This is a genomic window from Lachnoanaerobaculum sp. ICM7, from assembly GCF_000287675.1.
In the GTDB taxonomy this organism is placed as follows: Bacteria; Bacillota; Clostridia; order Lachnospirales; family Lachnospiraceae; genus Lachnoanaerobaculum.
The window spans coordinates 1-21,385 of record NZ_ALJL01000017.1; the positions used below are offsets into that span (position 1 = coordinate 1).

18 protein-coding genes, 5 tRNA genes and 1 rRNA gene are annotated in these 21,385 nt (G+C 37.1%); 18 read left to right on the forward strand and 6 right to left on the reverse strand.

The features are described 5' to 3' along the window. The 8 genes from HMPREF1140_RS04470 to HMPREF1140_RS04505 form a co-directional block, all read left to right on the forward strand. A 23S ribosomal RNA gene (locus HMPREF1140_RS04470) occupies positions 1 to 560 on the forward strand; the annotation flags it as partial. A 118-nt stretch (positions 561 to 678) separates the two neighbouring features. Next, a tRNA-Glu gene (locus HMPREF1140_RS04475) sits at positions 679 to 750 on the forward strand. A 19-nt stretch (positions 751 to 769) separates the two neighbouring features. Next, positions 770 to 843: transfer RNA gene (locus HMPREF1140_RS04480), tRNA-Ile, on the forward strand. A 27-nt stretch (positions 844 to 870) separates the two neighbouring features. Next, positions 871 to 943 (forward strand) — tRNA-Asn (locus tag HMPREF1140_RS04485). A 26-nt stretch (positions 944 to 969) separates the two neighbouring features. After that, a tRNA-Asp gene (locus HMPREF1140_RS04490) sits at positions 970 to 1,043 on the forward strand. Positions 1,044 to 1,050: 7 nt separating this feature from the next. Beyond that, positions 1,051 to 1,136 (forward strand) — tRNA-Leu (locus tag HMPREF1140_RS04495). Between the two features lie 341 nt (positions 1,137 to 1,477). Continuing rightward, the gene (locus HMPREF1140_RS04500; RefSeq protein WP_009662770.1) at positions 1,478 to 2,539 is read left to right on the forward strand and encodes an NAD(P)-dependent alcohol dehydrogenase; all 1,062 of its coding nucleotides are present in this window, start codon (positions 1,478 to 1,480) and stop codon (positions 2,537 to 2,539) included. Between the two features lie 4 nt (positions 2,540 to 2,543). Beyond that, positions 2,544 to 3,482, forward strand: a complete 939-nt coding sequence (locus HMPREF1140_RS04505) for a GTP-binding protein (RefSeq protein ID WP_009662765.1) — start codon at positions 2,544 to 2,546, stop codon at positions 3,480 to 3,482. Positions 3,483 to 3,528: 46 nt separating this feature from the next. Here HMPREF1140_RS04505 and HMPREF1140_RS04510 read toward each other — a convergent pair whose 3' ends face one another. Further along, entirely contained in the window at positions 3,529 to 4,395 is an 867-nt protein-coding gene (locus tag HMPREF1140_RS04510; protein WP_009662762.1) for a DMT family transporter, read from the reverse strand. A 254-nt stretch (positions 4,396 to 4,649) separates the two neighbouring features. Here HMPREF1140_RS04510 and HMPREF1140_RS04515 point away from each other — a divergent pair, with 254 nt between their 5' ends. From HMPREF1140_RS04515 to hcp, 5 genes are all read left to right on the forward strand, one after another. Continuing rightward, entirely contained in the window at positions 4,650 to 5,870 is a 1,221-nt protein-coding gene (locus HMPREF1140_RS04515; RefSeq protein WP_009662746.1) for an ABC transporter substrate-binding protein, read from the forward strand. 14 nt (positions 5,871 to 5,884) lie between these two features. After that, a complete protein-coding gene (locus HMPREF1140_RS04520; protein WP_007590952.1) occupies positions 5,885 to 6,583 on the forward strand; it encodes a GTP-binding protein in 699 nt (232 codons plus the stop codon). Beyond that, positions 6,580 to 7,614, forward strand: a complete 1,035-nt coding sequence (locus HMPREF1140_RS04525; protein WP_009662751.1) for an ATP-binding cassette domain-containing protein — start codon at positions 6,580 to 6,582, stop codon at positions 7,612 to 7,614. The genes HMPREF1140_RS04520 and HMPREF1140_RS04525 overlap by 4 nt, the downstream gene beginning before the upstream one ends. Beyond that, positions 7,572 to 8,243: a Crp/Fnr family transcriptional regulator gene (locus HMPREF1140_RS04530; RefSeq protein ID WP_009662728.1), complete on the forward strand. Its 672-nt coding sequence runs from the start codon at positions 7,572 to 7,574 to the stop codon at positions 8,241 to 8,243. Before HMPREF1140_RS04525 ends, HMPREF1140_RS04530 begins: the two co-directional genes overlap by 43 nt. 153 nt (positions 8,244 to 8,396) lie before the next feature. Further along, entirely contained in the window at positions 8,397 to 10,247 is a 1,851-nt protein-coding gene (gene hcp / locus HMPREF1140_RS04535; RefSeq protein WP_009662725.1) for a hydroxylamine reductase, read from the forward strand. 47 nt (positions 10,248 to 10,294) lie between these two features. Here hcp and HMPREF1140_RS04540 read toward each other — a convergent pair whose 3' ends face one another. After that, positions 10,295 to 11,191, reverse strand: coding sequence for an AraC family transcriptional regulator (locus HMPREF1140_RS04540; RefSeq protein WP_009662750.1), 897 nt, complete (start codon positions 11,189 to 11,191; stop codon positions 10,295 to 10,297). A 305-nt stretch (positions 11,192 to 11,496) separates the two neighbouring features. Here HMPREF1140_RS04540 and HMPREF1140_RS04545 point away from each other — a divergent pair, with 305 nt between their 5' ends. Genes HMPREF1140_RS04545 through HMPREF1140_RS04560 form a run of 4 tightly spaced genes read left to right on the forward strand, consistent with a single transcriptional unit; the run spans position 11,497 to position 16,775 of the window. Next, positions 11,497 to 12,807, forward strand: coding sequence for an ABC transporter substrate-binding protein (locus tag HMPREF1140_RS04545; protein ID WP_009662759.1), 1,311 nt, complete (start codon positions 11,497 to 11,499; stop codon positions 12,805 to 12,807). A gap of 59 nt (positions 12,808 to 12,866) precedes the next feature. After that, entirely contained in the window at positions 12,867 to 13,757 is an 891-nt protein-coding gene (locus HMPREF1140_RS04550) for a carbohydrate ABC transporter permease (protein WP_007590965.1), read from the forward strand. Positions 13,758 to 13,765: 8 nt separating this feature from the next. After that, complete coding sequence (locus tag HMPREF1140_RS04555) at positions 13,766 to 14,578, forward strand: carbohydrate ABC transporter permease (protein WP_007590968.1); 813 nt, start codon at positions 13,766 to 13,768, stop codon at positions 14,576 to 14,578. A 16-nt stretch (positions 14,579 to 14,594) separates the two neighbouring features. After that, complete coding sequence (locus tag HMPREF1140_RS04560) at positions 14,595 to 16,775, forward strand: alpha-galactosidase (protein WP_009662727.1); 2,181 nt, start codon at positions 14,595 to 14,597, stop codon at positions 16,773 to 16,775. A gap of 45 nt (positions 16,776 to 16,820) precedes the next feature. Here the strand turns inward: HMPREF1140_RS04560 and HMPREF1140_RS04565 are convergent, their stop codons facing one another. The 4 genes from HMPREF1140_RS04565 to HMPREF1140_RS04580 are packed head-to-tail and all read right to left on the reverse strand — an operon-like array spanning position 16,821 to position 20,337. Further along, positions 16,821 to 17,474 (reverse strand): alpha/beta hydrolase, encoded by a 654-nt coding sequence (locus tag HMPREF1140_RS04565; RefSeq protein WP_009662767.1) that lies wholly within the window; start codon positions 17,472 to 17,474, stop codon positions 16,821 to 16,823. A 1-nt stretch (position 17,475) separates the two neighbouring features. Further along, the gene (locus HMPREF1140_RS04570; RefSeq protein WP_009662722.1) at positions 17,476 to 18,531 is read right to left on the reverse strand and encodes a heme/hemin ABC transporter substrate-binding protein; all 1,056 of its coding nucleotides are present in this window, start codon (positions 18,529 to 18,531) and stop codon (positions 17,476 to 17,478) included. Between the two features lie 16 nt (positions 18,532 to 18,547). After that, positions 18,548 to 19,303, reverse strand: coding sequence for an ABC transporter ATP-binding protein (locus tag HMPREF1140_RS04575; RefSeq protein ID WP_009662734.1), 756 nt, complete (start codon positions 19,301 to 19,303; stop codon positions 18,548 to 18,550). Beyond that, on the reverse strand, positions 19,303 to 20,337 hold the full coding sequence (locus HMPREF1140_RS04580) for a FecCD family ABC transporter permease (protein WP_035619911.1): 1,035 nt from the start codon (positions 20,335 to 20,337) through the stop codon (positions 19,303 to 19,305). Before HMPREF1140_RS04580 ends, HMPREF1140_RS04575 begins: the two co-directional genes overlap by 1 nt. 142 nt (positions 20,338 to 20,479) lie before the next feature. Here HMPREF1140_RS04580 and HMPREF1140_RS04585 point away from each other — a divergent pair, with 142 nt between their 5' ends. Then, entirely contained in the window at positions 20,480 to 21,277 is a 798-nt protein-coding gene (locus HMPREF1140_RS04585) for an AraC family transcriptional regulator (RefSeq protein WP_009662761.1), read from the forward strand. Positions 21,278 to 21,385: the final 108 nt, after the last annotated feature.

The following is a 21,385-nucleotide window of genomic DNA, read 5'->3' on the forward strand; positions in this document are numbered from 1 at the left end:
GGGAGCTTGACTGCGACACCGACGGGTGGAGCAGGTACGAAAGTAGGACTTAGTGATCCGGTGGCATAAAGTGGGATTGCCATCGCTCAACGGATAAAAGCTACCCTGGGGATAACAGGCTTATCACTCCCAAGAGTTCACATCGACGGAGTGGTTTGGCACCTCGATGTCGGCTCATCGCATCCTGGGGCTGTAGCAGGTCCCAAGGGTTGGGCTGTTCGCCCATTAAAGCGGTACGCGAGCTGGGTTCAGAACGTCGTGAGACAGTTCGGTCCCTATCCGGCGTGGGCGTAAGATATTTGAGAGGAGCCGTCCTTAGTACGAGAGGACCGGGACGGACTGACCGCTGGTGTACCTGTTGGAGAGTAACTCCATGGCAGGGTAGCTATGTCGGGACGGGATAAACGCTGAAGGCATCTAAGCGTGAAGCCCCCCTCAAGATGGGATATCTCATGTGAAAACAGTAAGACCCCTTGAAGACTACGAGGTAGATAGGGCCAAGATGTAAGTACAGTAATGTATTGAGTTGATGGTTACTAATAGGTCGAGGGTTTAACCAAAAGATAGGAAAAAATTTATAATAGCTCGGAATTTGGTAGGCAGTTTTGAGGGTGCATTCCCTTTTATAAAAAAATACTTGACAATTTATTCTTCACAGAGTAGAATATCACAGTATTCGGCCCCATGGTCAAGCGGTTAAGACATCGCCCTTTCACGGCGGTAACACGAGTTCAAATCTCGTTGGGGTCATTGGCGAAAGCCTTTATTGGGAGCTTTAGCTCAGTTGGTTAGAGCAATCGGCTCATAACCGATCGGTCCCGGGTTCGAGTCCCTGAAGCTCCACTGCCCTTAGTTTTCTAAGGGCAATATTCCTTGATAGCTCAGTCGGTAGAGCATGCGGCTGTTAACCGCAGTGTCGTAGGTTCAAGTCCTACTCAGGGAGCTGAGATATTTATATCTTAATATTATGGCCCGATGGCTCAGTTGGTTAGAGCGCCGCCCTGTCACGGCGGAGGTCGTCGGTTCGAGTCCGATTCGGGTCGCTTTTATGCCGCAGTGGCGGAACAGGCAGACGCCCGGGACTTAAAATCCCGTGGGTAGAAATACCCGTACCGGTTCGATTCCGGTCTGCGGCAGTTTGAAATTTAGCACAGTCCTTATAATAAAGGATTTGTGCTTTTTTTATGTTTATTTTAATGGTTCTTTGTCAAATGTTGGGGTGGGTTGATTTTTAATCCACTCTTTTTTATGATCTTATATAAAATGCTGTCAATAATGTGTCAAAGTAATGTATACTAAAATAGTATAGAAATACAAAAATAATAATATAAATCTGTTGATTTTATTGTATACTTTTGATATAATATAGTTAATTCTTTAACAAGAATATGTCCACATAAATGGAGTGGGAGATAGTTTAAACGGTATCATATCCCAAATACCTAAGGACAAAACAATTATACCAGGAGGAAATGATATGAAGGGTTATGCAATGCTGAAGATCGGTGAGTCAGGATGGATTGAGAAGGAGAGACCGAAATGCGGTCCTATGGATGCTATATGTAGACCGTTGGCACTCGCTATATGTACTTCAGACGTACATACACTTTGGGAAGGTGCTATCGGTGAGCGTCACAACATGATATTGGGACATGAAGGTTGTGCAGAGGTTGTAGAAGTAGGTGAATTGGTAAAAGATTTTAAACCGGGTGACAGAGTTTTGGTACCTGCAATTACACCTGACTGGAATTCACTTGAGGCTCAGGCAGGATTTTCTATGCACTCAGGCGGAATGCTTGCAGGATGGAAGTTTTCAAACTTCAAAGACGGTGTATTCTCAGAGTATTTCCATGTAAACGATGCTGACGGAAACCTTGCTTTACTTCCGTCGAGTATAAATACTGTAGATGCATGTATGCTTTCAGATATGGTTCCTACAGGTTTTCATGGTGCAGAGCTTGCAGATGTTCAGTACGGTGATTCAGTTTTAGTAATCGGAATCGGACCTGTAGGTCTTATGTCGGTTGCAGGCGCGGCTCTTCGTGGTGCTTCAAGAATTATCGGTGTAGGAACAAGAAAAGTTTGCCGTGATGCCGCTAAATTCTACGGAGCAACAGAATTCATCGGATACAGAGAAGGACCTATCGATAAGCAGGTTCTTGATATGACCGGAGGTAAGGGAGTTGATAAGATTATCATTGCAGGCGGTACTGTAGATACATTCGCAGAGGCTGTTAAATGTCTTAAGCCGGGCGGAAGAATCGGAAATGTAAACTACCTTGGTGAAGGTGAGAGCATTGCTATTCCACGTGTAGAGTGGGGAGTAGGAATGGGACATAAACTTATCAATGGAGGTCTTATGCCGGGTGGTAGACTTCGTATGGAGAAGCTCGGTTCATTGGTAGCTGCAGGTAAGCTTGACCTTGCACCTCTTAGCAGCCATGTATTTAACGGATTCGATCATATCGAAGAAGCTTTGTTCTTGATGAGAGATAAGCCGGAAGATCTTATTAAGCCTGTAGTTAAGATAGAAGATTAATCCCATGGATATCTTGATTGTATCCGGTTTTTTAGGGGCCGGGAAAACTACATTTATAAAGGCTCTTTCAAAAAAGACCGGTAAGGAATTTGCCATTCTGGAAAATGAATACTCAGATCTTGGTGTAGACGGTGAAAGGCTTCAAGATTCGACTATAAATATCTGGGAACTGACGGAGGGATGCATATGCTGTTCTACAAAACAGGATTTTGCACAGTCGGTTTTAACCATTGCAAATACTATTTCTCCTGACTATTTGGTTGTAGAGCCGACAGGTGTGGCTAAGCTTGGAAATATAATCAAGAATCTGCAAAGGATAGAATATGAAAAAATAAGACTCTTATCCCCGATATGTATATTGGATATAGAGGGGATAAGAAGCTACGGCAATGAATTTCCGGATATATTCAAAGATCAGATATGCAGTGCAGGTCAGGTAATACTTTCAAAGACTGAAAACCTTTCAGAGAGAGAAAGAGCTTCACTGATAAACGAGGTTAAAAGTATAGATCCGGAATCTGTTGTAACGGACAGACATTATTCGGAGTACCGGACGGAGTGGTGGGATGAGATTCTCTGCACTTATCCGGACGGAAGTAAAAAGATTGTACAAAAAACTGATGATACATCGGATATGCTTGATACATTTTCTTTATCTGAAGTAAAGGCATCAGGTATAGGAAGCTTTGTATGTTTTATGGAAAATATTATAAGGGGAGAATATGGTGATATTGTCAGGGCTAAGGGCAATATATCAACAGATTCAGGAAACATCACTTTTGATGTGGCAGGCGGCAGATATGCACTTCTTTTAACAGAATCTTCTGAGGATTCAAAAGCTGTATTTATAGGAAACAGAATCAGAAAACAAAAAATAAGAAAAGTATTATTTGAAAATTCTAAGAATGTAAAGATACTGCCGTTTGGGGCGTACAAAAGATAAAAGGGCTGATTATCGGCCCTTTTTGCTTTAATAAATTATATCCGATTCAATTCTTAAGAATCTTAGGTAAAACTTCGGACAGTATAAATGAAAATATTACAATTGCTCCACCTATAATTAGATTCGGAGTAAAAGACTCGTGTAAAAGTGTTATTCCCATAACAGCAGCCATCACACTTTCAAGAGAGAGCAATACTCCGCTTGTTGTGGCGGATACATGTTTCATACCGTACAGTATTAAAAAGAAAGGTAAGGTTGTACAAAATACGGTAAGATATATTAACTGAAAGCTGTCTGAAAGATTTAAGGCAAAACTGTTATTTCCGATTAAAACTAATGACAGGATAGAAAGAACGGCTGTAGTGGAAACCTGCAATACATTCAATATTCCGGAATCATAAAGTTTTGAGTACTTAGATGAAATAACAATATACAAAGCATAGTCAACAGCACAAAGTATGCAATATATATCACCGATATGAAAGCTTCCAAGATTATTACCTAAAATAAAGAATACGCCTATCATGCAGGTAACTGAAACAATTATATCGGATAATGAGGGTCTTTTTCTCATTATAACAAGGTATGCAAGGGGCAGGAGTATAATATATGATGCAATAAGTAAAGATGAGCGTGAGGTTGTTGTATACTGTAAGCCGACTGTAAATGTAAAAAATTCTCCGAAAAGAAATATGCCCATTATTATACCGGCTTTTAATATTTCAAAATTTATCTTCAATAGCTTTTTATTATAAATAAATACAAGTATTATTGCTGCAAAAGAAAATCTTAAAGACAATATCATATAAGGTGACACATCTTCTAAAAGCTGTTTTACAAAAATATAGGCTGAAGCCCAGAAAAATGTAGCAGTAAATAATGCAAAAAAAGCCGGAATCTTTTCTCTATTCATTTTATTCCCCCAAATAATAAAAAAATATTGATATAAGCTTTATTATAACGCATATTTGTTGTAAAATATATATTTCCTAAAACAACTTTTTAGACTGTCAAGTTGAATCTTGTATACAATAAACAAAATAAATACTTGTTTGTTTTAACATCGGTTACAGATTTTTTGTTGTACTCAAACTAGAATATGATTTACCTATAGTATTAGCCGGGACATACTTATCCGGCTTTGTTTAATCAGTTAAAGGAGTTTATATGAATAAATACTTTGATATAAAAGATAAAGTATACGATGTTACAGAAAAGTACCCGGAGCTTATAGAAGTATTGGCAGGTGCAGGATTTGAGAATTTAAAGAATGATATGATGAGAAAATCAATGGGAAAACTTCTCAGTCTTGAAACCGCTTTAAAGAGTAAGAATATAAATGTTGAGGTATTTGAAAAGCAACTTGTAGAGGCCATTGAGAGAAAGACTGTAATGTCTGATAATAACGGTATTGTAAGAAATCAGGATGAAAATGCAAAGACCTCTATAAAGGGAATATTGCCATGTCCTGTAAGAATGCAGTTTATAGAAAAGTTTGAAAAGTTTGTGGAAAGTCAGGACTATGAAATCAACTACAATCTGAATGCCGCAAGTATGGGAATGGAAGTTATTGAAGAAGAAATAATGAATGCAAAGACGGAAGACGATTTGTCGGATGTATATATGTCGGCAGGATTTAATTTGTTTTTTGATAAGAAATTGATGGGCAAGTTTAGAGATAAGGGTGTTTTTGTAGACTATAGACAGGGAAAATTAAATAAATCTCTAGATAACGGAATGATTTCCTTAAAGGATCCGAAAGGAGAATATTCTATAATAGGCGTTGTTCCTGCAATTTTTATTGTAAATAAGGATGTACTGGGAGACAGAAGTTTACCTGTTTCATGGGAAGATTTATTTAAGCCTGAGTTTGAAAACTCAATAGCACTTCCTACTTCGGATTTGGATATGTTTAATGCAATTATGCTTGGAATATATTCAAATTATGGTAAGGAAGCCATAGAAGCACTTGGAAGAGGTCTTTTAAAGTCTATGCATCCGGCACAGATGGTAAAGACCGGAGGAAGAAAAGATTTCAATGCACCTGCAGTAAGTATTATGCCTTATTTCTTCTCAAAGACCATAAAGGAAAATTCAAACCTTACAGTGGTTTGGCCAAAGGACGGAGCTATAATAAGTCCTGTATTCCTTTTGACAAGAAAGAAAAATTATGAAAACAGTAAGCCTTTAATAGATTTTCTGTTATCAAAAGAAGTGGCGGATATATTGGGTGCAGACGGTAAATTCCCACAGACAAACCCTGAATATGATAATAAACTTGCAGATGATCAAAACTTCCTTTGGGCAGGATGGGATTTTATTCATTCAAATGATATCGGAGAGATCCTTTCAAATACTGAAAAATGGTTTTACGGTCAGACAGAATAAGGAGAGATTAATATATGAATTTAGTTATATTTTCAGGCCCTCCTTCGTCGGGAAAGACCTCTGTTATTTTAAAAACTATTGAAGCAATGAAGGATAGAGGTATAAAGGCGGGAGTTGTAAAGTTTGACTGTTTATATACCGATGACGATATCATATATGAAAAGGCAAACATTCCTGTAAAGAAAGGACTTTCGGGAGGACTTTGTCCCGATCATTTCTTTGCATCAAATATCGAAGACGTTGTGAAATGGGGAAGAGAACAAGGTCTGGATCTGCTTATTACGGAGTCGGCAGGACTTTGTAATCGTTGTTCACCTTATATTACAGATATAAAAGGTGTATGTGTAATAGACAATCTCTCAGGTATAAATACACCTAAAAAAATAGGACCTATGCTAAAGGCGGCGGATATCGTAGTCATAACAAAGGGCGATATAGTAAGTCAGGCGGAGAGAGAAGTATTCAGCGGTAGAGTAAGTGCGGTAAATCCGAGAGCCATGGTAATGAATGTAAACGGACTCAGCGGTCAGGGCGCATTCGAGTTGTCTACATTAATATATGACAATGAAGTAAATATTGAGTCGGTACAGGGAATGAAGCTCAGGTTTGCAATGCCTTCGGCAATGTGCTCGTATTGTCTGGGAGAAACCAGAATAGGAGAAGATTACCAATTAGGTAATACCAAGAAGATGCAATGGGAGGCAAATAAATGAGTGAAATGAAATTAAAAGATTTACTGGAAAAATATCCTTTTGCTGCAGATTTCTTTGAGAGCGCAGGTTTTGATATCACTGAAAGTTTGGATGCAACTTTTTCTGAATTTTTGGATGGATTTACCGAAGAAGAACTTGAAGAAACAGCAATAAATAAGGTAGAATTAAAAATCCAGCTTGACACATTCATCAAGCAAATGCTACAATTCCTTGGTGATAACAAAGAAAAAATAGAAAGTTTAACTATTTTTCCGGGACATAACAAAAGTGGAGAAAGAGAAAATTGTGAAAAATTTGACATTTTTTCTTCACAAATTGTGTCTATAGTTGGACCTACAGGATCCGGAAAGAGTAGATTGTTGGCTGACATAGAATGGGCAGCACAAAATGATACCCCTACCGGTAGAACCATATATATAAATGGTAAAAAACCGGATCCGAAATGGCGTTATTCTACAAATAATAAATTGGTTGCACAGCTATCACAAAATATGAACTTTGTTATGGATCTTACTGCCCGTGAATTTATAACCATGCATGCGGAGAGCAGAATGGTCGAAGATATTGAGACCGTAGTTGAGAAGATCCTTTATGAAGCAAATAAACTTGCCGGAGAAAATTTTGCACCTGAAACGGCAGTAACAGCTCTGAGTGGAGGCCAGTCCAGAGCTTTGATGATTGCCGATACAGCGGTGCTAAGTTCTTCACCGATAGTTTTGATAGACGAGATTGAAAATGCCGGAATAGACAGAAAAAAGGCTTTAGACCTTTTAATATCCCAGGATAAAATAGTCCTTATGGCTACACATGATCCTCTTTTGGCATTGATGGCGGATAAGAGAATTGTTATCAAAAACGGTGGAATTGATAAGATAATTGAAACAACGGCAGAAGAAAAGGAAGTTTTGGTGCAACTGAACTATATTGACGGAATTATGCAAGAATCTAGAAAAAGACTGCGTGCGGGTATGACGCTTGAAGGAGATATATGTCAGGAAATTACACAGAGTCCCCACTCTTTAGGGGAATGACTGAAGAGGAGATAGAGCTTTGCTTAAAAGAGGCAAGGGCCGATATCCTCGGTTTTAGAAAAGGTGAGATGATTTTCAATCAGGGAGACAAACCAAGATACATTACCATGTTGGTTGAGGGTAGTGTATCTGTAGGAAATGACTCCGTGAACGGAAAAAGAAGTATATTAGGTATGTTTTCAAACCCCGGAGAGCTTTTCGGAGAGGTTTTTTTGTTTTTAAATCATGATGAGTATGCAAATTATGCATGTGCAAGTTCACCAAGTAAGATTTTGGAGATACCGAAAGAGTATCTTACAAGACTTGGAGATAAGCCTTCAGCACTTCAAAATAAAATGCTCTCAAATCTGCTTACAATATTTGCGGAGAGGACATACTATTTAAATAACAGATTACAGGTACTCTCATGCTCAACATTAAAGCAGAAGATTGCCAGATTTATATTGCAGAATATGAATGACAGAGACAGAGTTACTTTAAAGATGAGTAGAGAAGAGTTTGCGGACTTTTTAAATGCCGCAAGACCTTCACTCTCAAGAGAACTTATGAAAATGCAGGAAGACGGTTATATAAAGGTTGTGAGAAAAGACCTTATAGTAAAAAATCTGGAGGGACTGAAAAGTCTTTAAAAAAAAACATTGCTCAGTAACCAAAGTTACAGTTTTTAGATTTTCTTTCTGTTATTATACACTCATGCACAAGATGCAAAAGAAAAATAAACTTAAATCTGTAGGACAGATTGCTCATAGACTGTAGAACAGTCATAGTAAGAGGAGGTAGAAATGGAAAACAAAATGTTTTGTTATCAGTGTCAGGAGACAGCAGGTAACACAGGTTGTACACAGGTAGGTGTATGTGGTAAGAAGCCGGAAGTTGCAAATATGCAGGATTTACTTATATATGTAAGTAAGGGTATATCAGCAGTTACAACAAGACTTCGTGCAGAAGGAAAAGAAATAAGCAAGGAAATAAATCACCTTGTTACCTTAAACCTTTTCATCACAATTACAAATGCCAACTTTGACAATGATGCTATTATTGCAAGAATCAAGAAGACTCTTGATGCTAAGAAGGAACTTTTAAATGAACTCTCAAATAAGGATAATCTTCCTGAGGCGGCTCTTTGGGAGTCATATGATGAGAGTGAGTATCTTACAAAGGCTGCTACAGTAGGTGTGCTTGCAACAGAAAACGAGGACATCAGAAGCCTTAGAGAGCTTATTATATACGGTCTTAAGGGACTTTCAGCATATTCAAAGCATGCAAATGCACTTTTACAGGATGACGGTGAGGTAGATGCATTCTTACAGAGAGCATTGGCTGCAACACTTGATGACAGCTTGAGTGCGGATGATTTAGTAGCACTTACACTTGAGACAGGTAAGTACGGTGTAAACGGAATGGCTTTACTTGATAAGGCAAACACAACAGCTTACGGCAACCCTGAGATTACAACAGTTGATATCGGTGTAGGAACAAACCCGGGTATCCTTGTTTCAGGACATGATTTAAGAGATCTTGAGATGCTCTTAAAGCAGACACAGGGAACAGGAGTAGATGTTTATACTCACTCAGAGATGCTTGCAGGTCAGTATTATCCTGAGCTTAAGAAGTATTCAAATCTTAAGGGTAACTACGGTAATGCATGGTGGAAGCAGAAAGAAGAGTTCGAGAGCTTTAACGGACCGATCCTTATGACTACAAACTGTATCGTACCACCTAAGGCAAGTTATATTGACAGACTTTATACAACTGGTTCAGCAGGTTATCCGGGATGTAAGCACATCGCAGGTGATATCGGTGAGGAGAAGGATTTCTCAGAGATCATAGAGCAGGCTAAGAAGTGTGCACCTCCAACAGAGATCGAGAGCGGAAATATCGTAGGCGGTTTTGCGCATGCACAGGTTCTTGCACTTGCAGATAAGGTAGTAGATGCTGTTAAATCAGGTGCTATTTCAAAGTTCGTTGTAATGGCAGGTTGTGACGGTCGTTCAAAGGCAAGAAACTACTACACAGATTTTGCAAAGGCTCTTCCAAAGGATGCCGTTATTCTTACAGCAGGATGTGCTAAGTACAAGTACAATAAGCTTGACCTTGGAGATATCGGTGGTATTCCAAGAGTTCTTGATGCAGGTCAGTGTAATGACTCTTACTCATTGGCAGTTATCGCACTTAAGCTTAAGGAAGTATTCGGACTTGATGATATCAATGATCTTCCGCTTGAGTTCAATATTGCATGGTATGAGCAGAAGGCTGTTATCGTTTTACTTGCACTTTTATACTTAGGTGTAAAGAATATTCACCTCGGACCTACACTTCCGGGATTCCTTTCACCAAATGTAGCTAAGGTATTGGTTGAGAACTTCGGTATTGCAGGTATCGGAACAGTTGAGGATGATATCGAGCTTTTCTTCGGAAAGGTTGAGAAGGAAGTTGCTGACGGAAAGTACAGCCCTGATATGCTTATCGGTGAGGTACTCTCAGAGAACCCAGCTGCAGCAAGCGTTCTTATGGATATCGGTATGCACTGCCTCGGATGTCCTTCATCACAGATGGAGTCACTTGCAGAGGCTGCTATGGTACACGGTATCGATGTAAATGAACTTATCAGCAGATTAAATCAGTTAGGATAATTTATATAGATAAAAAGATAGCCCGGATTTAAAAGTCCGGGCTATTTTCATATTGTTTTTTTATCCATATTTTTTATAAATCTGTTAAACTCAATATCCGACATTTTATCATTTTCATACTTTAATTTTCTGTATGCTGAAGGTGTCAGACCGTATTTATGTTTGAAGGCCTTTGAAAAAACAGATAGGGAGTCATAGCCGCAAGAATATGCGACATTTTCTACAGACAGAGCGGAGTCATCAAGCATATGGCAGGCTCTGTTAAGTCTGCAATATGTCAGGTATTCAGATGGTGAATGTCCCATTGTATTTTTAAAAAGTGTAAAAAGATAATTTCTGCTTATACCTAAATGAGAGGAAACATCACTAACACCTATTTGATTGTAGAAATTATTCTGAATAAATTCTATGGCTCTTACAAGATAATTATTATTCCTAAGCTCTGTCGATTGACTTAAAGATTCAGAATACATTGTATCGGGACATATAGTGCTTAAAAAATCATATAAAAGTGACTGTCTTTTTAATTCCTCTTTAAATCCGCTTGAATCTGTATCAAGTATCGCCTCGGTAATAGCTATTATTTTTTCTCTATCACCGGTTAAAACCGGGTTATCAGAACTTATACCGATACGGTTCATTATTTCTACGGCTTTATCGCCTTTAAATGCAATCCAAAGATAATGCCAAGGATCTTCAAAATCAGCCTGATAAAAAGTCATTGCGCTGGGCTCTATTAAAAAAGCTTGATTCTCACACAAATCATATTCTACATTTGAGCAAAAAAACTTTCCTTTACCGCTTAATATAAAATGAATTATATAGCAGGGTCTTATAGCCGGTCCGAATCTATGCCCGGGACTACATTCCTCATGGCCCGCAAAATTTATAAAGCAATCAGAGAATGTCTGATCGTTAAACAGTTTAAAATTTATACCTTCCATAATTCTCCATTTTAATATAAATACATATTTAAAATACATTAATGAGATATATTTTATTTTGTTCAAGTTTTAATTGCAATAATAAATCTGTGTAAGTGCATTCAACTTTATAGTTAGTTTACAAAATAACAATCATTGAATATGGTATAAAAGTTAAAACCACGTATAAATGTAGTTTAAACGGATAATAATAAACAAAGAACTTGAAATCAATTACAAATCGACAAATTTATATAACATTTTGAAATGCATGACAAAAATAATTATATTATTATAAGACCATGAAATTTAAGGGAGGACTTAAAATGATTAAGAAAAAATTACTTGGTTTAGCATTATCATCAATGATGGTATTATCTTTGGCAGCTTGTGGCGGATCATCAGGTGGAGCTGATAAATCATCTGCAGCGGCAGACAGCTCACAAAATAGCGCTGACGGCGGAAAGATTACAGTTGCTATATGGGATAACGGACAGAAGCCGGGATTACAGGAAATCATAAATGATTTTACTGCAGAAACAGGATATCAGGTAGATCTTCAGGTAATCTCATGGGACGCATATTGGACATTACTTGAGGCGGGTGCTTCAGGCGGAGATATGCCGGATGTATTCTGGATGCACTCAAATGAGTCACAAAAATATATGGAAAATGATATCCTTATGGATCTTACAGACAAAATCAAGGCAAGCGATAAGATTGAGATGGATAAATTCCCTGAAGATGTTAAGGAGTTATACGTAAATGACGGTAAGACATATGCTATACCAAAGGATGTGGATACAATAGCACTTTGGTACAATAAGACTATGTTTGATGAGGCAGGTCTTGCATATCCTGATGAAAACTGGACATGGGATGATTACTATGATGCGGCTGTAAAGCTCACAAAGCCTGACGGAAGCCAGTTCGGTACAGCTATGAATCCTTCAAACAACCAGGACGGATGGTACAATATAGTATATTCAATGGGTGGTAAGGTTATTTCAGATGATAAGAAAAAATCGGGAATGGATGACCCTAATACTATAAAGGCAATGGAGTTTGTTGATAAGCTCAGAAAAGATGCTATGCCTGATGCTACCGTAATGTCTGAGACAGGTACAGATGTACTCTTACAGTCAGGTAAAATCGCTATGCTCCCACAGGGCTCATGGATGGTTGCTCCGTTTAAAGAGAATGAGTATCTTGTTGCAAACTGTGATGTAGCTGTACTTCCAAAGGATGCAACTACAGGTAAGAGAGTAAGTCTTTATAACGGTCTCGGATGGGCTGCAAATGCCGGTACAAAGAATCCTGAGGCTGCATGGAAGCTTATCGAGTGGTTCTCAACAAAGGATAATCAGGAGAAGCAGGCAAAGCTTGGTGTAACAATGGCGGCATATGAGGGTGTATCTGATTTGTGGAAAAACAATACAGATAAGTTTAACCTTGAGCCATATTTGACAATGTTAAATGACAGTGACCTTGTAATCAGACCACACTCAAGAGCGACAGTAGTTTGGGAAAACAAGAACACAGCAAATCTTGTAGAGGCTTGGAGCAATAAGGTAAGTATAGATGAGGCATGTAAGAAGGCCGCATCTGATATGAATGAACTGTTGTCACAGGAATAATTGATGCATTTACCCGGAGCCGCTACATTTGTAGCGGCTCTTTGTAATAAGGAGAATATATGAATAAAAGTAGGATGACACCAAGACAAAAGAGTGAGCTAAGATGGGGATGGGCTTTTATGTTTCCGACAGTCTTAGGACTATTGGTACTCAATATTTACCCTACATTTAGAACGATATATCAAAGCTTTTTCAAAACAGGAGATTTTGGAAAAGGAAATAAATTTGTAGGATTCGGAAATTATATAAAACTTTTTCAAGGAACTGAGATATGGCAGGCAATTATAAATACCTTCAAATATGCTATAGTTGAAGTGCCTTTTTCAATAGCGATAGCTTTGGTACTGGCAGTATTCTTAAACGGAAAAATAAAGGGAAGAGGTATTTATCGTACCGTTTTCTTCCTTCCGATGGTTGCTGCACCTGCTGCAGTGGCAATGGTATGGAGATGGCTTTACAATTCCGAGTTCGGTCTTATAAATAATATTTTCCATTTGAAAGTAAACTGGATATCAGACCCTAATCTGGCTGTATATTCTATTGCTATAATAGGTATATGGTCGATAATCGGTTATAATATGATACTTTTTATTTCCGGATTGCAGGAAATACCAAGTGACTACTACGAGGCATCAAGCCTTGACGGTGCAAGCGGGATACATCAGTTTTTTAATATTACAATACCTTTACTTTCACCTACTATATTCTTTGTAAGTATTACCAGAGTAATAGGCGGATTTATGGTGTTTGATCTTATATACATGGTAATGGACAGAGATAACCCTGCACTGCCAAAGACTCGGTCTTTAGTATTCTTATTCTATCAGTATGCTTTCAGAAATCAGGATAAGGGAATGGGAGCTGCAGTTGTGGTAATTTTATTGTTAATTATCATTATTATCACCGCATTACAGATGTTGGCACAGAAAAAATGGGTTCATTATAATTAGGAGGAGATATGAAATTAAATAAACTTTTAATTCATGTGATACTTATCATGGTATCCATAACTATGATTGTACCCTTTGCATGGATGGCACTTACAGCTTTTAAAACGGTAACAGAGTCTACATCTGTGAATCCGTTTACTATATTTCCTGCAAAATGGATAACTTCAAATTTCACTGAAGTCATCAACAATATGGACTTTATGAAATTATATCTGAACACATTATTGCTTATAGTCGGAAGAGTATTTTTTGCGGTGATGACATCCACCATAGCAGGTTATGCATTGGCAAGACTTGATTTTCCGGGAAAAACTGTGTGCTTCGGACTGGTACTTTTCCAAATGATGGTTCCAAGTCAGATATTTATTATTCCTCAGTACCTTATGGTAAGTAAGCTTGGAATGCTTGATACAATATTTGCCCTTATATTCCCGGGACTTGTATCGGCTTTTGGAACATTCCTTCTGAGACAGACATTTATGTCACTTCCAAGAGATCTGGAAGAGGCTGCAAGAATAGACGGATGCAATATCGGACAGACATTTTTGCTTATTATGATGCCGCTTGTGCGTTCGGGAATGATTGCACTGGGTATCTTCACTGCTGTTTTTGCTTACAAGGATCTTATGTGGCCAATGATTGTAAATAAGAATGTAATGCCGCTTTCCGCTGCACTTGCCAAAATGCAGGGACAGTATACAAACAACTATCCACAGCTGATGGCAGCATCACTACTTGCCTGTATACCTATGATTATTCTATATCTGATATTCCAAAAGCAGTTTGTAGAAGGTATAGCGACATCAGGCGGAAAATTATAAAACAAATGAGGTTTTTATGTCTATTAAATTAAACGGTAATTTAATTACTCTTTCTACAAAGAATACATCATATCAAATGAAATTTGATGATTTAGGTTATCTCTTCCATACATGGTATGGTGAAAGAATAGAAGACAGTGACGATATGTCCTATAGAATCAGCAGTATAGACAGAGGTTTTAGCGGAAATCCGTATGAGACAATGGATAGAAGCTATTCTTTGGATGTATATCCACAGGAATATCCTACTTTTGGAAACGGGGATTACAGAGTTGACTGCATTCAGGTAATAAATCCTGACGGTACAAATGTAGTGGAATTAAAATATGACTCATGTGAAATCAAAAAGGGAAAATATGATTTGCCGGGACTTCCTGCATTTTTTTGGAATGAGGAAGAGGGTGAGAGTCTTAAAGTAAACCTTATAGATAAGGTAAGCGGAGTAAGAGTAGAGCTTTTATACGGTGTACTGGAAAAATATGATATTATTACAAGAGCTGTCAGAATAGTAAATACATCCGCAAATGAACTTAAAATAGAAAAGGCACTTTCAGCATGTATAGATATGGTGGACGGTGATTTTGATCTTATACATTTCCATGGAAAGCATGCTATGGAAAGAGAGTTTGAGAGAAGTCCTCTGTTACACGGAAAGATGGTACTTGAAAGCAAGAGAGGTACCTCAAGCCATCAGCAAAATCCTTTTGCAATCCTTGCAAAAAAGGATGCTACAGAAACTTTTGGTGAATGTGTGGGTGTTGCATTTGTATATAGCGGTTCATTTATAATCGAAGCTGAAATAGATCAGGTAAATCAGACAAGGCTTGTCGTAGGTCTTCATCCTGAGCAGTTTGAATATATATTGAATGCAGGTGAAGAACTTGTACTTCCTGAGGTTGCATTTACATATTCAAATGCAGGCTTTGAGAAAATGACACATTCATTCCATGATGCCGTAAGACAAAATCTTCAGCAGGGAGAATTTGTACATAAGCACAGACCGATACTTATAAATAACTGGGAAGCTACATATTTTGACTTTAATGCAGACAAGATCTTCGATATCGCATCAAAGGCAAAGAGCCTTGGAATAGAGCTTTTGGTTATGGATGACGGATGGTTCGGAGAAAGATATGATGATCTTAGAGGGCTCGGTGACTGGTATGTAAACGAGGAGAAACTCGGTTCATCATTAAAGGAATTGGTTGATCGTATCAATGCAATAGATATGAAATTCGGTATCTGGTTTGAGCCTGAGATGATAAATGAGGATTCAAGACTTTACAGAGAGCATCCTGATTTTATGATTAGAGTGCCAAACAGAAAGGGTGTAAAGGCAAGAAGCCAGTATGTACTTGATTTTACCAGGAAAGATGTCAGAGAATATATTAAAGATATGATGGTGAAAATACTTGACAATGCAAATATCGAGTATATCAAATGGGATATGAACAGAAGCTTGTCTGCGGTATATTCTGCTAATCTTTCCGCAAAGAGTATGGGAGAGTTCCATTACAGATATGTTCTCGGCCTTTATGACTTACTTGGTGAACTTACAAAGAAGTATCCGAATATTATGTTTGAGGGCTGTTCAGGCGGCGGCGGAAGATATGATCTCGGTATGCTTTACTACTATCCTCAAATCTGGTTAAGTGATGATACCGACGCTGTTGAAAGATTGAAAATACAGTATGGAAGTTCATTTGCATACCCTATCGGAAGTGCAGGTGCACATGTATCCGCATCACCTAATCATCAAACTACAAGGAAAACACCTTTTGAAACAAGAGCTACCGTAGCCATGGGAGGCACTTTCGGATATGAGCTTGATTTAAACAAGGTATCTGAAAAAGAGCAGGAGCAGGTGAAGTCTCAGGTTAAGGATTATCTGAAATATGATGAGCTTATACATGAAGGCGATTACTACAGAATTACAAGTCCATACGATAAATCAAGAGTGACTGCTTGGCAGGTTCTTTCAAAGGATAAATCATTCGGTCTTTTAAGTGCGGTGGTACAGGCTGTAGAGGCGAATGAATCAAATATTTATATTTATCCGAGAGGCCTTGAAGACAATGCTTATTATGAGATAGCAGGTGAAAAGAGGCGAGGAAAAGTTTGGATGAAGGGTGGAGTTTTAATTCCAAGAATTAAAGAAGAGTACGAGTCATTCAGATTTGAAATAAAAAGAGTATAGTAATGAAAAAAACAGTAAGCAAAATCGGCTTACTGTTTTTTAGTATTAAACTTTAAGTTTTTCACTTAGCCATATGCACAGATTACTATATCTGCTTTCAAGATTTTCGTGATGTCCGTAATTGTCAAATACAGAGGTAACATCCATAATCTTTTCTTTAATTATACTGTGTAAATCTGCAGCAATCTTTGGAGCATTTTCTAAAATATTATTATGTTTATCTCCCTCATTTTTTCCGTTCAGCAAATAAACGGAAGCTTTTTTATTTTTAAAATCTGTATCTTTACAGTATTTTATAAAATCCGGATACCAGAATGAACCGCAAAGTGAAAACACTATAGCCGGAATATCAATAGTTGAAAGAGAATATACTGCTGCCAGCCCGCCAAGAGAATATCCGCCATAGACAATTCTTTCATAATCTATATTGTATTCAGACAAAACTTCAGGCAAAAAAGTTTCAAAAATCAGTTTGTGATATTTATCTGCACTTCCGCCGAAATCGGGTATACCGGGTCTTATATTTTTGGCAGGCTTAGGTGTAAAAGCGTCCAATCTGTTTACGGCTTTCAGTCCGATAATTATTGCCTTATCTTTTAAAGCATTTAAGCGAAATATTTCACCGTCATTTAAAAGTATAAGCGGATAACTCTTCGTTTTATCATAATTTTTTGGCAAGTTTATTTCAGCCTTAAACATTTTATTTATTCAGGAAGGTATTTATATCTTCCAGTGCTTTAACAGAAGATGCACCGTAGTCCATAAACTCATCATATGAAATAGTCATGATTTTGTCATTTGCTATAGCAGGTACATCACTTAAAACAGTATTATTTTTCATAAGTTCCACAGCATTTGTATCCATCTCTTTATTTCTGTCGCTTGTGACATAGATGATTACTTCAGGTGCCATTGTGACAAGATTTTCAAGTGTCAAGTCGGAAGTTCCTGTTGCAACATTTGTGTATCCCAATGTATTAAGTATACTTTCCTGTAGTGCAGACTTGTAAGCACCGAAGGTTGAGTCATTGTATGCACACATGATGAGGGCATTTTTTAATTCACCTGAGTTTTTGTCTGAAGATGCCACAGCGTTGATCTTTTTTTCAAGTTCGTCAGCATATGCATTTGCTTTTTCCTGCACATTGAAGATTATTCCTATATTTCTTATATCTTCAATAACATTTTCAAGGCTCTGCTTCATATTGGAAACAGAAGCTTTTTGAGTGTATACAGGTATAGAGTTTTCATTCCAGGAGTCAATTGTTCCCAAAGACTTATCTGAAAACATCATATTTCTTCCTATTATAATATCAGGGTTATTGGATAAAACAACCTCTTTTGATACACTCTTTTTATCACCGATATGAGGGATTGCGGCAATTGCATCAGCATAATCACCTGTAACTTCATTATCCGGATTTAACATACCTACAATTTTATCCTGTAATCCTAGGTCAATAAGTATTTCTGTAGATGAGAGATTATTGGTTATTATTCGCTCAGGAGATTTTTCAAATACCTGAGTGATTTCTTTACCGTCAGCATCATAAGTTGTAATGCTGACAGGATAAACAGTTTCAGAAGACTTCTTTTCATCCGCGGTTGAACTTTCAGATACGGAAGTGCTCTCCGCTACAGCTGAGCTTGTTTCGGCTACGGTACTGCTTGCAGAATTATTGTTTGAGGCTGTTGCACATCCTACAAGTGCAAGAGAAATACATGTGCTTAGAGCTATATTAAATATTTTTTTCATTTTAATTCCTTTCATATTAAATATATTCTATCAAGGCTTGATTGTCATCAGCCCATGATATTTTACAATCGATATCATATACATCTTTCATAGATTCTTTGGTTATAGTTGATTTCGGATTTCCTTCGTACTTTATCTCACCTCCCTTCATAAGATATATGTAATCTGAATATTTACATGCAAGCTGTATATCATGGAGTACGGCAAGCACATTTATATTCAAATCTTTTATAATTTGCAAAATTTCGATTTTATATTTTATGTCAAGATGGTTTGTAGGTTCGTCAAGAAGTAAGAGACTCGGTTTTTGTGCAATGGCACGTGCAAGTGCTACACGTTGCTTTTCACCACCTGATAAGGAGAGGTAGGAGCGCTCGGATTTATCAAGCATGCCCACCTTTCTCAATGCATCCTTTACAATATCATAATCAATCTGTTTTTCAGTCTGCATAAATCCTATATGAGGTGTTCTGCCAAGCATTACCATATCTTCTACATTGCAATCAAAATTTATTTCATTGAACTGTGCAACGACAGCCATTTCTTTTGCTGAATCTTTCAAACGTATATCTTCCATATTTTTATTGTTTAATAAAATTTCACCAAAGGAAGGTTTTAAAATTCTGTATATGGTTTTTAGAAGAGTTGTTTTACCGCATCCGTTCGGTCCGAGTATTGAATAGAATTTATTTCCTTTAACATCTATAGAGACATTATGCAATATTGTTTTATCCTTTATGGAGTATGATATATTATTACAAATTAAATTCATTATCTTTGCCCCTTTCTCTGATTTTGTATAACAATATAAATAAAGAAAGGACCGCCTACTAAAGATGTAAATATTCCTATAGGCAACTCGGCTTTATCGATAAGACATCTTGCAAGTATATCCGACCAAAGTATAAAAAGACTACCGAGAATTGCTGAAAGCGGTATGATTTTTTTATGGTCGGTACCTACAAGAATCCTTGATATATGAGGTGTTATCAAACCTACAAAACCTATTATTCCGCATTTTGAGACTAAAATTCCTGTTATCATAGATATAAAAATCATATATATAAACCTGTATCTATGTAAATTTATTCCCAAAGTGACAGCAACCTCATCACCCATAAGCATCGTATTTAAAACTCTGTACTGTGTTATAAAGAATATAAAGGATGCGGGAATAATAAATAAAGGCAGGTCTATATCTTTCCATGAAGCACTTGCAAGCGAACCCATAGTCCAGAATTTTATTGTCATCATGCTGTCTGAATTGGCACCTATTGAAATTATAAAGTTGGAAAATGCGCTAAATAGAGCATTTACAACGGCACCTGAAAGTATAAGACTTGTTGTAGTAATCTTTTTACCGAGAGATGCTATAAAAAGTACTATTCCGGTTGAAATGACGGAGCCGAAAAATGCACCGGTTCCGGTCAAAGATTTTAAACCGAGTATAATAAACAAAGTGGCTCCAAACGTAGCACCGGCGGAAATTCCAAGTATATACGGCTCTGAAATGGGATTATTGACGGTGGTTTGCATTATTGTTCCGCAAAGTGCCAATCCTGCTCCTACAAAAAGCCCCATTATTACTCTGGGAACCCTCATATTCAACACAATGGCAACTGTAGATTTTGAGAAAGCACTTATACTCTCACTACTTGATATACTGTTCGAAATTATATTAAAAGTATCTTTTAAGCCTATTCTTACCGCACCAAGTGAAATTCCTGCGAGCATAGAGAACAGGAGAAATATACACAGCACCATAAGCAGCAGTATAAACTTAAAGTCTTTTTTACTCTTTGACATAAATATATTTATAAAACCTTTCATATTATATAGTTAGTGATACCTAACAATGATATTATAATTGATATTTTTAAAATTTGAATATAGAATAATATAAAGATATGGACTATTATTAAAAATATAGTCCATAAAAGGAGGGCTTGTGAAGGAAAAAGAGTTTTTATTGGATTGTCAAAGAGAATACAGCAGCAGAAAGTATCTGATTACAGGAGTTTCTCTACAGGAAAAAAACAAGGGAGAGCATATTTCTTATGATACTACTCACAGTGCTTTCATATATACATTGGAAGGCGGAGCGGATATTAATTTTAATGATAAAAGTTTTACAGCTACGCCTGACGTAGTTATTCACGGTGCAAAAAACAGAAAAATAACTTTTGATGTAATTACAGATGAGCCTTTTATACATTTAAATATATATTACGATCCGGAAGTTCCATGGCATGGTTATAGTGATATTATGAACTCGGTATATAAAATATCCGGTTTTGGTCAGGATATTTCAAAAGAATTGTTGTCTAAATTAAAAGCAAGTGTAGAGAGAGCAAGTTTTGACGATCAGGTGCACAACAGTATTATTGCACAACAACTTATTCTAAGTTCATTCGGCTATTCTATGATAAATCGGGAAATATTACAGATAGAAAATGCCGTGGAATTTATGGAAAAATCCTATAATAAAAATTTGATGCTTGAAGATCTGGCCGATATTGCAGGTATGAACAAGGCTCATTTTTCGTATACATTTAATAAGATTTATCATATAAGACCTATAGATTATCTTATAAGATTACGCCTCAGAAAGGCTGTAAATCTACTGTTGTCGGGGGTATCCGTTACTGAAACGGCTATAAATGTGGGGTATCGTGACCCGCTTTATTTCAGTAGACTTTATAAAAAATATTTTGGTATATCACCAAGCCAAACATTAAGAAAATAATGCAAAATGTTGCTTATTATCGAATACATAAATAAAAAGAAGTTTATTTATTCCAAAAAATATGCTATAATGTCGACAATACATTGTTGAAAAATGTGAATAAGATTA